This window comes from Bradyrhizobium sp., from assembly GCF_016462955.1.
Classification (GTDB): domain Bacteria; phylum Pseudomonadota; class Alphaproteobacteria; order Rhizobiales; family Xanthobacteraceae; genus Bradyrhizobium.
The window spans coordinates 1-11305 of the sequence record NZ_JAEMSD010000199.1 but is presented as its reverse complement, the minus strand read 5'-3'; the positions used below and the strand labels follow the sequence as shown (position 1 = coordinate 11305).

At 66.1% G+C, this 11305-nt stretch carries 12 protein-coding genes and 1 pseudogene; 5 read left to right on the top strand and 8 right to left on the bottom strand.

Annotation, left to right across the window (positions count from 1 at the left end; translation table 11 throughout):
- The 5 genes and pseudogenes from JHD07_RS20280 to JHD07_RS20260 all read right to left on the bottom strand — a co-directional run.
- Nucleotides 1–223 (bottom strand): annotated as a pseudogene (locus tag JHD07_RS20280) (copper resistance protein); the annotation flags it as partial.
- Nucleotides 224–254: 31 nt separating this feature from the next.
- A complete protein-coding gene (locus JHD07_RS20275; protein WP_291625095.1) occupies nucleotides 255–1589 on the bottom strand; it encodes a copper oxidase in 1335 nt (444 codons plus the stop codon).
- 13 nt (nucleotides 1590–1602) lie between these two features.
- A complete protein-coding gene (locus tag JHD07_RS20270) occupies nucleotides 1603–3027 on the bottom strand; it encodes a TolC family protein (RefSeq protein WP_291625094.1) in 1425 nt (474 codons plus the stop codon).
- A 9-nt stretch (nucleotides 3028–3036) separates the two neighbouring features.
- Entirely contained in the window at nucleotides 3037–3318 is a 282-nt protein-coding gene (locus JHD07_RS20265; protein ID WP_291625092.1) for a hypothetical protein, read from the bottom strand.
- A 76-nt stretch (nucleotides 3319–3394) separates the two neighbouring features.
- Nucleotides 3395–3835 carry a hypothetical protein gene (locus JHD07_RS20260; protein ID WP_291625090.1) on the bottom strand — a complete coding sequence of 147 codons (441 nt, stop codon included), beginning with the start codon at nucleotides 3833–3835 and terminating at the stop codon, nucleotides 3395–3397.
- Nucleotides 3836–3986: 151 nt separating this feature from the next.
- On the opposite strand from JHD07_RS20260, the gene JHD07_RS20255 reads away from it, so the two are divergent.
- On the top strand, nucleotides 3987–5252 hold the full coding sequence (locus JHD07_RS20255; protein ID WP_291625088.1) for an MFS transporter: 1266 nt from the start codon (nucleotides 3987–3989) through the stop codon (nucleotides 5250–5252).
- Here JHD07_RS20255 and JHD07_RS20250 read toward each other — a convergent pair.
- Both JHD07_RS20250 and JHD07_RS20245 read right to left on the bottom strand, forming a co-directional pair.
- Nucleotides 5249–5653: a DUF4864 domain-containing protein gene (locus JHD07_RS20250; protein ID WP_291625086.1), complete on the bottom strand. Its 405-nt coding sequence runs from the start codon at nucleotides 5651–5653 to the stop codon at nucleotides 5249–5251. The genes JHD07_RS20255 and JHD07_RS20250 overlap by 4 nt on opposite strands.
- A gap of 131 nt (nucleotides 5654–5784) precedes the next feature.
- Nucleotides 5785–6240 carry a carboxymuconolactone decarboxylase family protein gene (locus JHD07_RS20245; protein WP_291625084.1) on the bottom strand — a complete coding sequence of 152 codons (456 nt, stop codon included), beginning with the start codon at nucleotides 6238–6240 and terminating at the stop codon, nucleotides 5785–5787.
- 198 nt (nucleotides 6241–6438) lie between these two features.
- On the opposite strand from JHD07_RS20245, the gene sigJ reads away from it, so the two are divergent.
- Nucleotides 6439–7347 (top strand): RNA polymerase sigma factor SigJ, encoded by a 909-nt coding sequence (sigJ, locus tag JHD07_RS20240; RefSeq protein ID WP_366864870.1) that lies wholly within the window; start codon nucleotides 6439–6441, stop codon nucleotides 7345–7347.
- Between the two features lie 89 nt (nucleotides 7348–7436).
- Here the strand turns inward: sigJ and JHD07_RS20235 are convergent, their stop codons facing one another.
- Nucleotides 7437–8075 (bottom strand): TetR/AcrR family transcriptional regulator, encoded by a 639-nt coding sequence (locus tag JHD07_RS20235; protein WP_291625083.1) that lies wholly within the window; start codon nucleotides 8073–8075, stop codon nucleotides 7437–7439.
- Nucleotides 8076–8328: 253 nt separating this feature from the next.
- Here JHD07_RS20235 and JHD07_RS20230 point away from each other — a divergent pair, with 253 nt between their 5' ends.
- The 3 genes from JHD07_RS20230 to JHD07_RS20220 all read left to right on the top strand — a co-directional run.
- Entirely contained in the window at nucleotides 8329–8826 is a 498-nt protein-coding gene (locus JHD07_RS20230; RefSeq protein WP_291625081.1) for a 2Fe-2S iron-sulfur cluster-binding protein, read from the top strand.
- Complete coding sequence (locus JHD07_RS20225) at nucleotides 8823–9878, top strand: xanthine dehydrogenase family protein subunit M (protein ID WP_291625079.1); 1056 nt, start codon at nucleotides 8823–8825, stop codon at nucleotides 9876–9878. The genes JHD07_RS20230 and JHD07_RS20225 overlap by 4 nt, the downstream gene beginning before the upstream one ends.
- Nucleotides 9871–11305, top strand: a 1435-nt coding sequence (locus JHD07_RS20220; protein ID WP_291625077.1) for a molybdopterin cofactor-binding domain-containing protein, incomplete at its 3' end; no start/stop codon positions are given. The genes JHD07_RS20225 and JHD07_RS20220, both read left to right, overlap by 8 nt.

Sequence of the window (11305 nt, the reverse complement as noted above, 5' to 3'; positions counted from 1 at the left end):
CGACATTGCGCAGCACGAAGCGGATCTGCTCGCCGCGCTTCACCTCGATCTTCGCGGGCGTGTAGTCCATCTCGTTCATCAGAATTTCGATGGTGCGTGCCGGTTTCTTGGGGTCGCCGGGCTCGCCGGCCGAATAGTTTCCGTGCCCGTGCTTGTCGTGAGCAAAGGCCGGCGCGGCCGAAAGTGCAGCCAGCGCGAGGGCGAGCTTGATGGTCTTCTTCATCATGGTTTCCATTGGGGGGTCATCGAAATGCTCACATCTTGTGCTTCATCGGCGGACTGCCTGATCTCTGCCGCGCCGGCTCCGACGCGGGCGCGGCCACTTCGTAGGCGACGGTGCCTTGCGGGAATTTGTACGGACCGGGGTCGCGGTAATCGTCGCGCGCGAGGTCTTCGCGGATCTTCATCACCGTGAACATGCCGCCCATCTCGATCGGGCCGAACTGGCCGGTGCCCGTCATCATCGGCAGCGTGTTTTCAGGGGTGGGCATCTCCATGTTGCCCATCGCCATGCCGGTCGAGCCCATGGCCATGCCATCGGGCGCGAGCTTGCCGACGGCCTTGGCGAGATCCTTGCGCGACACGCCGATGAGATTGCGCACGTCGTGTCCCATCGCGTTCATGGTGTGATGCGACTTGTGGCAGTGAAACGCCCAGTCGCCGGGATTGTCGGCGAGCACGTCGAACACCCTGACGGCGCCGACCGGGACGTCGGTGGTCGTCTCCGGGATCTGCGCACTCTCCTGAATCCAGCCGCCGTCGGTGCAGGTGACTGCAAAGCTGTGGCCATGCAGATGGATCGGATGGTTGGTCATGCTGAGATTGCCGATGCGCACGCGCACTCTGTCGCCGAGCCTGACCGGCAGCGGATCGATGCCGGGAAACACCCGCGCGTTCCATGTCCACATGTTGAAATCCGTCATCTCGTTGACGTGCGGCAAGTAGGTGCCGGGGTCGACGCGATAGGTGCTCATCACGAAGACGAAGTCGCGGTCGACGGGCCGGAAGCTCTGGTCGCGCGGATGCACGACCACCATGCCCATCATCCCCATCGCCATCTGCACCATCTCGTCGGAATGCGGGTGGTACATGAAGGTCCCGCTCTTCCTCATCTCGAACTCGTAGACGAATGTCTTGCCCGGCTGGATGTGCGGTTGGGTCAATCCGCCCACCCCGTCCATGCCGCTCGGGATGATCATGCCGTGCCAGTGCACGGTGGTGTATTCGGGCAGGCGATTGGTGACGAAGATACGGAGCTTGTCGCCTTCGACGGCTTCGATGGTCGGGCCCGGCGATTGGCCGTTGTAGCCCCACAAATTCACCTTCATGCCCTCGGCGAACTCGCGCACCACGGGCTCGGCGACGAGATGGAATTCCTTCCAGTCTCCGTTCATGCGGAACGGCAGCGACCAGCCGTTCAGCGTGACCACGGGGCGATAGTCCGGGCCGCTGCTGGGATGCAGCGGCGGCTGCATCAGCACCTTGTCCATGGTGATGGCTTCCGGAATCGAAGCAGCCTGCACGCGGCCGCTGATGGCCGACGCGCCGGCAAGCGCGGCGCTGCCTAAAAATCCTCGGCGGGAAAACATGCTGGCCTCCGTCTCAATGGCCGCCGGCGGCCGGCGCTGCCGCGGCGATGGTGGTGGGATTGTCGGTGCCGGCCGCCGGCGCGTAGCCACCATTGACGGCGGTCTGCAGATCGGCCTGCGCGAGAAAGAACCGCTGCCTGGCATCGATCGCGCCGCGCAGCGACGCCAGACGCTGCCGCGCCTCGGTGAGTAGCGCGAAGATGTCGACCTGCATGCTGGAGAAGCGCAGCTGCATCTCCTCGGTGATGATCTTTCGCAGCGGGATGATCTCGCGCTGGTAGTGGCCGGCGATGTCATAAGTGGAGCGATAGATCCGATAGGCGTCGCGCGCCTCGGAGCGCACATTCACGGCCCGCTCGGTCAGGCGGTTGAAGGCGAAATTGTAGGTCTCGGCGGCTTGGCGCACGCGCACCTCACCGCCGTCGAAGATCGGAATCTGGAACTGGACGTCGAAGCCGCGCTCGCTGAACGGCGGCCCCTCCGGATCCCTGGTGCGGCGGGAGATGCCGGCGAGATCGAACAGCGTCACGAAGCGCGTCGCCTCGGTGAGGTTCAGCGCCTTCGCCAACGCGGCCAGCTCGAGCCGCGCGATCTGCAGGTCGAGGCGATGCGTCACCGCATCGACCTCGATCGTGGGCAGGGCCAGCGGCCGGCGCGGCAACGGCGGCAGTTGATCGGGCAAGCGGAAATCGAGACCTTCGTCCCATAGCCCCATGAGGCGCGCCAGCCTTTCGCGGGCGCTCGCAGCAGCCTGCCGCGCGGTGGCGAGGTCCGCGGTGGTCTCGGCATAGAACACCTGCTCGCGAGCCTGGTCGAGCTTGTTGAGCGAGCCGGTCTCGCCGAGCTTGAGCGCGAGCTGTGCGGTCGATTCCGCCGTCGCCTTCGCGTCGGTCAGCAGTCCCACCATCTCATTGGCGGCAACGGTGCGGATATAGGCACGGCGCACGTCCGCGGCGAGCCGCAGCGTTGCCAGTGCCGCGCGCAACTGGGCGCCGCGGAAACGGTCGCGGGCGATGTCGGAGCGAAACGGTAGGGTGGCGAGCGCGAGGATGTCGCCGACCACCTGGCGCTCGATCTCGCTCGCGCCGTTTCCGGTGATGCGCGAGACTGCGAACACGGGATTTGGCGGCAAGCTCTGCTCGACCAGATCGGTTTCCGCCAGCGCCAGCTCGTTGTAGGCGGCCTGCAGCCCCTTGTTGTTGAGCAGCGCGATCTGCACGGCGGCGTCGACGCTGAGCGTGCGCGAGAGCAACTGGCGGACGCGGGCGTCGACCGCGGCGGCGCCCTCGGCCGAGCGCACGAAGGCGACGTCCTTGTTGATGGTCCGGCTCGTCAGGTCCGAGACATCGGTCATGCCGCCGTCGGGCGAGAACGCGGCGCAACCGGACATGCCGAGCGCGGCGATGACGAGCAGGCCTCGCGCGAGATGGGGTGTCATGGCGCGCTCCTACCGCTCTTGCTTCGGCTGCGGCGTCACCGCCTCGTTGCGGCCACGCCATGGTGCCGGCGTCGCAGGCCGCAGGCTGGTGTAGGGCGCGATGGTCGAGCGATAGACGACGGGCGCAACCTTCGCAGCGGGATCAGCGGGATCTGCGCTGGCCATATGCGTCGTTGCCGGCATGCAGCCGGACAGTGCCACCGCAGCCAAAGCCAGCAGCGGCCAGGTGGAGAGAGCGTGCCGTTCACCCGCCGCGGATGCGGCAGGTTTCGCCCTTGAAAGCGCAAGCATGTCGTAATTCCTGATCTGGAGACCACAGGTTCGCACGCGCAAAAGCGCGCATCGAAACCGACGCCGTCGTGTCAGATCAGGCGATGGGGGGGCGGTAGTGCTGAGGCGGTGCGGCGCTGTGCAGGCTGGGCACGATCTCGGGCGCACAGGTCGATATCGGCCGGGCCGGTGTGGTGATGCTGGGCAGATCGGCCGGCAGCGCGCTGACGCACATCATCGCACAGCACGGGCCCACCGTGCCCTTGCCGTCGTGATGATGCGGAACGGATGCGTCCTGTGCGGCGGCGTGGTGATCAGCGTGGATTCCCGCATGTTCATGCGCGGCGTCGCCATGGCTCGTGGACATCTGGTGATGCACCGGAACGAGATCAGCCAGCACGGCCTCGTTACCGAGGCACGGCGCCGGCGCGCTGCCAAAGGCAAGGCTTGCGGCCGGCGCGAGCACGCAGAACAGATAGGCGAGGGCGATGATCCGTCCCACCTTGATCCGTACCGGTCGCGTCAATCGCAGCAACATTCCGCCGATATGCTCTCCGCGCGGCCAAGGTGCACACGCTGAATGCAAACTAGTGGCAAAACGCGCGTTCGCCAAGCTCCTTCTTACCGCAGTGCACCGCGCATGCCCAACATCGCAGCACGCTGCTTGACCTTGCGGCGACCGGCAGGCCATGTTCCAGCCCGTGCACGCGCCCCATCCTCCAGGACAGACGCCTCATTCATTCACCCCTGATTCGCGTCAGGCCTGGATGCGGCTGGTCATTGCGGTCCTGATCGGCTCGATCGGGGCCGTCGGCATGTGGGCGGTCGTGGTCGTGATTCCGATCGTGCAGACCGAATTCGGCGCCACGCGCGGGGCGGTGTCGCTGGCCTTCACGCTGATGATGTTCGGCTTCGGGCTCGGTGGCGTGATCGCCGGCAAGATCACCGACCGGTTCGGCATCGTGCCGGCGATGGCGATCAGCATCGCTTTCCTCGGCATCGCCAACGTGCTCGCGGCCCTGTCGGGCCAGCTCTGGCAGTTCGTGGCGGCCTATTTTCTCATCGGCCTCGGGACGTCCGCGACCTTCGCGCCGCTGATGGCGGAGGTCTCGCATTGGTTCGAGCGCTATCGCGGACTTGCCGTGACCATCGTCGCCAGCGGCAATTATGTCGCCGGCACGATATGGCCGCCGCTCGTGAACTGGGGCACGCAGGAGATCGGCTGGCGCTATACCCATATCGGCATCGCCATCGTCTGCGTCGGCCTGATGACGGCGCTGGTGCTGGTCCTGCGCGCGCAGATGGGCAGCAACACGGTCCACGATCATGCCAACGCGCCGCCGCCGCGGGTCGATCTCAGACTCTCGACCAATACGCTGACGGTGCTGCTCTCGATCGCGTCGATCGCCTGCTGCGTGGCGATGGCGATGCCGCAGGTGCACATCGTCGCCTATTGCGGCGATCTCGGCTATGGCGTGGCGCGCGGTGCCGAGATGCTGTCCTTGATGATGGCCTGCGGCATCATCAGCCGGATCGGTTCGGGTTACCTCGCCGACAAGATCGGCGGCATCCCCACGCTGCTGGTGGGGTCGCTGGCGCAGGGCTTCGCACTGGTGTTCTACCTATTCTTCGACAGCCTCGCCTCGCTCTATCTGATCTCGGCGATGTTCGGCCTGTTCCAGGGCGGCATCGTGCCGAGCTACGCCATCATCGTGCGCGAGGCGATGCCGGCGAGCGAAGCCGCAACCCGCGTCGGCATCGTGATCTTCGCGTCGGTGTTCGGAATGTCCTTCGGCGGCTGGGTGTCGGGCGTGATCTTCGACGCCACAGGTTCCTATGCCGCGGCCTTCGCCAACGGCGTCGCCTGGAATGCGCTCAACATCGGCATCGTCGTGCTGCTGCTGATCCGCTCGCGGATGGGCGCGGTCAAGACCGGCCCGGGCCTCGCGACTTAGGCCGACTGCCCCGCCTTCAATAGCGAGCAGCCGGTGATCTTGTAGCTGCCGTCCGCCTGCTGCTCTAGCGTGTACAGCGCTTCCCAGGCCTCGCCATCGGCATCGATGATATGGACGCGCTGGGCGATCCAGCTGCCATCGATCTTGCTGTCGCCGAATTCGAAGCTCTTGTGACGATAGACCGGGGCGTAGCCGCTCTGCACCATCGACATGAAGATGTCGGACGCGGGAAAGATCTCCTTGATCGCCGGTGCGGCATGGGAATAGGCCGCCGCCGCATCGTCGCGAACGAAAGCCTGCTCCTGGGCGCGGATGACGCTTTGGGCTGCCGCGACATCGCCGGCAAACGCTGCATGATGACAGGCAACAATAAAGGCGACCAGCAAGGCTGCGATGCGCATGACAGGCTCCGCGTTGAGATCCCCGGCGGACGCGATCATAGCACATCTGCGGCGCCAGGGGGCCGATGAACCACGCGCCCGGTGTCTCGGAACGGCTCTGGGGCCGCTCCGAGACGATGGAAAGCCAAAAATCAGGCTTGGGCCTTGACCGGGAGCCGAAAGGGCGCCCCCAGCCGGTTGAACGCGTTCATCGCCGCAATCGTGATTGTGAGGTCCACCAAATCCTTTGGCCCGAAAGCCGCGCTTGCGGCCGCATAGGCCTCGTCGGACGCGTGCGTCTCGCTGACGAGCGTGACTTCCTCCGCCCACGCCAGCGCAGCGCGATACTTGTCGGGAAACAGATGGGGCACCTCGGCCCAGACCGGAACGAGGGCGACCTTCTCGAACGGCATCGTCTTCAGGAGGTCCCGGGTGTGCAGGTCGATGCAGTGCGCGCAGCCGTTGATCTGCGAAACCCTGAGGAAGACGAGGTGGATCAGTTCGTTCGGCAGGTCGGTGCCCGTGGTGACGTACTGGTGGACGCCGAAGAGGGCCTTTGCGCCCTGCGGCGCCACCTCGGCCCAGACCAGTCGTTTGTTCTCGCTCATGACGTGTCTCTATGTTCGGAACGCCGGAGATCGGCGCTCGAAGCCATGACGGGCCAAGAGGTCGGGGTGTGACATGCCACGCAGCATTTCCACGCGTAGCGGCCGATGTCACAACCAGGCACGCCCGATCGTCTTATCCTTGGGCCCGGGATGCGCGAGCGACGGGTAAGCGGATATGATTGCGAGGGAGCGGAGCAGATGGCGGCGATGAACGACTGGCGGACCACCGCGTTCGAGGCGGAGCGCAGGCGCCTGACACGCCTGGCCTATCGGATGATGGGCTCGCTCACCGAGGCGGAGGACGTCGTTCAGGACACATGGTTGCGGTGGGTCGGGGCGGAGAGTGTCGTCGATTCGCCTCCCGCCTATCTAACCCGCATCGTCACACGCCTGTGCATCGACCGACGCCGCTCCGCGCGCGCGCGCAGGGAAACCTATGTCGGACCTTGGCTGCCAGATCCACTTGTGGGTTCCGTGGAGTTGGACGAGACGGTCGCCGACGACGTCACGGTCACGTTGATGCTGGCGCTCGAGCGTTTGTCGCCTCTGGAGCGGGCCGCTTTCCTCCTCCACGACGTGTTCGACGTGCCGCTGACCGAAGTGGCCACCACCCTCGGCCGCGAGCCGGCCGCGGTTCGTCAGCTCGCGGCGCGCGCCCGCAAGCACGTGCAGTCCGCACGTCCTCGCTTTGACGTCGAACCCGCGGATGCAGACCGGATCAGCCGAGCCTTCTTCGCCGCGGCACGCGACGGGGACGTCGCGGCGCTTTCCGCGCTGCTGGCAAGCAATGTCGAGATCCATACCGATGGTGGCGGCAAGGTCCTTGCCTTCCGCAATGTTATTCGGGGCATCGAACGGGCCTTGCGACTTTTTGCCAGGCAGCGGCGCAAGCATGCCGTGCCGCCAACGCTGTTACGTGTCGCCACCATTGACGGACTGCCAGGCTACGTCAGCCTCGACGGAGGCGGCATGCTTCAGACAACCGCGCTCGACATCCGCGAGGACGGGATCGCCGCGATCTACATCGTCAAGAATCCGGACAAGCTGTCTCACTTGGCGGCGGAAACCGACTTTCAAAAACGTATCTCGCCGATACCACCAGCCTGATGAGCCTGACGAGGCAATAAGCCCCGTGCGATAGGCAGAATTCCACTCCGCCCTGCCGAGTTGGCATTCGCTCCACGAGTGCGCGCTGCCTACCGCTTGCGCTTCGTCGTCGGCTTCGTTGTTCTGGACGAACGCGCCTTGGCCTTGGCGGGCGGCTGCACCCGCAATCCATCGACAAACACGCCGAGCATCCGCAGCACCGAGGATTGCCAGCCGGGCTGGTCGTGCATGTAGCACATTCCGATGAGCGCCCGCAGCAGGTCCTCTGGGCTGATATCGCCGCGCATCTGGCCGGCGGCGACCGCGCGGTCGAGCAACGAGCCGATCGCCTTGGTGAGCCGCTCCATCGAGAACGCCGCGAGCTCCGACGAGCTTTGATACGTCAGCGCCAGCGCTGCCGACATCCCCTTCTTGGTGGCAACAAACTCCACCGCTGAGCGCAGCCAGCGCCGCAGCGCCTCGACCGGATCCTTCGCATTCTTCAACTGCTCGGCCAGCTCGCTGAGCTGCTCGACTTCGCGGCGGTACACCGCCTCGAACAAGGCCTCGCGCGTCGGAAAATGCCGGTACAGCGTGCCGATGCCGACCCCGGCGCGCTTGGCCACGGCTTCCAGGCTCGCCTCCGAACCGCCCGCATTGAACACCAGCTTGGCCGCTTCGAGCACGCGCTCGCGATTGCGCACGGCGTCAGCGCGGGGCTTTCGGGTCTGGTCGGTGTGGTCGTCCATGCCGGGCAATCTAGATCACGAATAGGTTAGATTGAACCCTCGCCGGACCCGCGCAGGGCTGCATCGCGTTGGGGACACACGCGCTTTCGACCAATTCCAATATTTTCCGCACCACCCTTGTTAAACGGAGGATGCCTCCGTATCTTCCTGCAAGCGTCGGCCGCACCCTGTTCGGGCGGCGCAGTATCGGACGGCGGCCACGGCCGTGGCGCGCTGCACGATGACTCATGTCCAAATCTGATCGGAGCCTTGTATGAACCACTCCATCAGCCTCACCGTGAACGGTGCGCGGCGCGATTTCGTCCTCGACGATCCGCGCGTCACGCTGCTCGATCTCCTGCGTGAGCGCCTCCATCTCACCGGAACCAAGAAGGGATGCGACCGCGGCCAGTGCGGCGCCTGCACCATCCTCGTCGACGGCAAGCGCATCAATTCCTGCCTCGCGCTCGCCATCAGCCACGACGGCGCCGACATCCTCACCATCGAGGGCGTTGCGCGCGGCGACCAGCTCCATCCCGTGCAGGCCGCCTTTATCGCCCATGACGGCTTTCAATGCGGCTTCTGCACGCCGGGCCAGATCATGAGCGCGATCGGCATGATCAAGGAGGCGCAGGCCGGCAACGATCCCGAGCGCATCCGCGAATGCATGAGTGGCAATCTCTGCCGTTGCGGCGCCTATGCCGGCATCGTCGATGCCGTGCTCGATGCGCAAGGACAGATGGACGAATCCAACCAGAGGCGCTCGGCATGAAATCGTTCGATTACGTCAGGCCTGCGACGGTCGCTGAGGCCGTTGCCGCCGCCGCCCAGCCGGGCGCGGTGTACCTTGCCGCCGGCACCAATCTGCTTGACCTGATGAAGGGCGATGTCAGCCGCCCGGATCGTCTGGTCGACGTCACGCATCTCGACGGGCTCGATCGCATCGAGACTCTCGCCGACGGCTCTTTGCGTATCGGCGCGCTGATGAGTAACGCAGATCTCGCGCATGACGTTGAATTCGCGAGATCATATCCCGCAGTTGCCGAAGCTCTGCTGTCCGGTGCGTCCGCGCAACTGCGCAATGCCGCGACCGTTGGCGGCAATCTCCTGCAACGAACGCGTTGCGCCTATTTCTACGATACCGCCAGCCGTTGCAACAAGCGCGAGCAGGGTTCCGGCTGCGACGCGCGCGAGGGCGAGAACCGCGGCCATGCCGTGCTCGGCTGGAGCGAAAGCTGCATCGCCACGCACCCTTCCGACTTCTGCGTTCCGCTGGTCGCGCTCGATGCGGTCGTGGAGATCGAGGGCAGGGGCGGCCGGCGCGAGATCGCGCTCGACGAGCTGCATCGCTTGCCGGGCGACGCGCCCGAGCGCGAGACCATGCTCGAGCCCGGCGATCTCATCGTCGCGGTGCGTCTGCCGCCGGCGGCGCGCGCGTTTGCATCGCATGCGCGCTATCTGAAGGTGCGCGAGAGAACGTCTTATGCTTTCGCCGTGGTCTCGGCCACGGCTGCGCTGCGGATCGAGAGCGGCAGGATCGCGGAGGCGCGACTTGCGCTCGGGGGCGTCGCCGCAAAGCCCTGGCGAGCCCGTGCCGCGGAGGACGTGCTCAGGAACGTCGCGCCCACGGTCGACGCGTTCCAGGAGGCGGCCTGGCGCGCGCTTGCCGACGCCAAGCCGTCCGGCGACAACGCCTTCAAGATCGAGCTTGCGCGCCGCATCGTCGTGCGCGCGCTGCTGCTCGCCGCTGCCGGCACGCCTGCGCGTATCCCCGCGCTGCCGGCTTCTCCCTTTGCCTCGACCTCCGGAGCCATCCATGCCTGAGCTCAATTTGACCAGCGCGCCCGCCCATCTCAGGCACGGCTCGAACATCGGCCAGCCGCTGACACGCCGTGACGGCCTCCTCAAGGTCACGGGGCGGGCGACCTATGCTGCGGACAATCATCCGCCCGGCATGCTGTTTGCGGTGATTGCCGCGTCCAGCATTGCGCGTGGCCGCGTGGTTTCGCTCGATGTCGCTGCGGCCAAGGGTCACCCTGGCGTCGTGGATGTGATGACGCCGGACCACAAGCCGCAGCTCGCGATCGATCCGGAGATCAAGACCAATCCGTTCGTGTTCCGTATGGACGCCTTGCACAGCAAGGAGGTCCGTTACGCCAACCAGCCCATCGCGGTCGTGATCGCGGAAACGCTGGAGGCCGCAACGGAAGGCGCGACACTGCTGGCGCCTCGCTACGAGACGCTGCCCCCGCTGGTCGGCCTCGACGCCGGCGAGAGTTTCGTGCCGCCGGTCGTCGGTGTCGGTAATCCCGCGGAGCATCACCACGGCGATATCGAGGCGGGGCTCGCCTCCGCCGAGAAGCAGATCGATGCCGTCTACGAGACACCGCCGCAATATCATAACGCGATGGAGCCGCATGGGATCGTGGTTCAGTGGGATGGCGACAGGCTGTCCGTGGACATGCCGACCCAGGGTCTGATGCTGTCGCTGGCGCGCATTGCCGAACTGTTCGGCATCGCGCACGACAAGATCCACATCCGCAGTCCCTTCCTCGGCGGCGGCTTCGGCTCGAAGGGGCTCATGGGCGGTCCGCCGGTTCTCGGCATCATGGCGGCGAAGCTGGTCGGGAAGCCGGTCAAGCTGGTGCTGCGCCGCGAGCAGATGTATGGCCCGGTCGGCCACCGCGCGCCGACGCGCCAGCGCCTGCGCATCGGCGCCGACGGTGAAGGACGCCTGACCGCGCTCGATCACCATGCGCGGACCGTGTCGAGCACCTTCGACGATTTCTACGAGCCTGCCGCCGATGCGTCGCACACGCTCTATGCCGCGCCCGCGATCCGCACCTCGCACGATGCCGTGCGCGTCAACACCGGCACGCCGCTGTTCATGCGCGCGCCGGGCGAAGCGACGGGCTCGATCGCGCTCGAGAGCGCCATCGACGAGATGGCGTGGGCCTGCGGCATGGATCCGCTGGCCTTCCGGCTAAAGAACTATGCCGAGGTCGAGCCGATCACCGGCAAGCCGTTCTCGTCCAAGGCGCTGCGTGCCTGCTACGAACAGGGCGCCGCGCGCTTCGGTTGGTCGAAGCGTCCGCTCCAGGCGCGGCAGATGCGTGACGATGGCGGCCTGCTGGTCGGCTGGGGCATGGGCACCGCGACCTTCCCGGCGCTGATGTTCCAGGCCGAAGCCCGCGCGGTGCTCCGGCGCGACGGCTCCGGCGTGATGGAGATCGGCGCGCACGACATGGGGC

What these genes read in the sequence shown, in the direction of transcription:
- JHD07_RS20275 (WP_291625095.1), bottom strand. Translation starts at nt 1,589, where the DNA reads ATGTTTTCCCGCCGAGGATTTTTAGGCAGCGCCGCGCTTGCCGGCGCG.
- JHD07_RS20270 (WP_291625094.1), bottom strand. Translation starts at nt 3,027, where the DNA reads ATGACACCCCATCTCGCGCGAGGCCTGCTCGTCATCGCCGCGCTCGGC.
- JHD07_RS20265 (WP_291625092.1), bottom strand. Translation starts at nt 3,318, where the DNA reads ATGCTTGCGCTTTCAAGGGCGAAACCTGCCGCATCCGCGGCGGGTGAA.
- JHD07_RS20260 (WP_291625090.1), bottom strand. Translation starts at nt 3,835, where the DNA reads ATGTTGCTGCGATTGACGCGACCGGTACGGATCAAGGTGGGACGGATC.
- JHD07_RS20255 (WP_291625088.1), top strand. Translation starts at nt 3,987, where the DNA reads ATGTTCCAGCCCGTGCACGCGCCCCATCCTCCAGGACAGACGCCTCAT.
- JHD07_RS20250 (WP_291625086.1), bottom strand. Translation starts at nt 5,653, where the DNA reads ATGCGCATCGCAGCCTTGCTGGTCGCCTTTATTGTTGCCTGTCATCAT.
- JHD07_RS20245 (WP_291625084.1), bottom strand. Translation starts at nt 6,240, where the DNA reads ATGAGCGAGAACAAACGACTGGTCTGGGCCGAGGTGGCGCCGCAGGGC.
- sigJ (WP_366864870.1), top strand. Translation starts at nt 6,439, where the DNA reads ATGGCGGCGATGAACGACTGGCGGACCACCGCGTTCGAGGCGGAGCGC.
- JHD07_RS20235 (WP_291625083.1), bottom strand. Translation starts at nt 8,075, where the DNA reads ATGGACGACCACACCGACCAGACCCGAAAGCCCCGCGCTGACGCCGTG.
- JHD07_RS20230 (WP_291625081.1), top strand. Translation starts at nt 8,329, where the DNA reads ATGAACCACTCCATCAGCCTCACCGTGAACGGTGCGCGGCGCGATTTC.
- JHD07_RS20225 (WP_291625079.1), top strand. Translation starts at nt 8,823, where the DNA reads ATGAAATCGTTCGATTACGTCAGGCCTGCGACGGTCGCTGAGGCCGTT.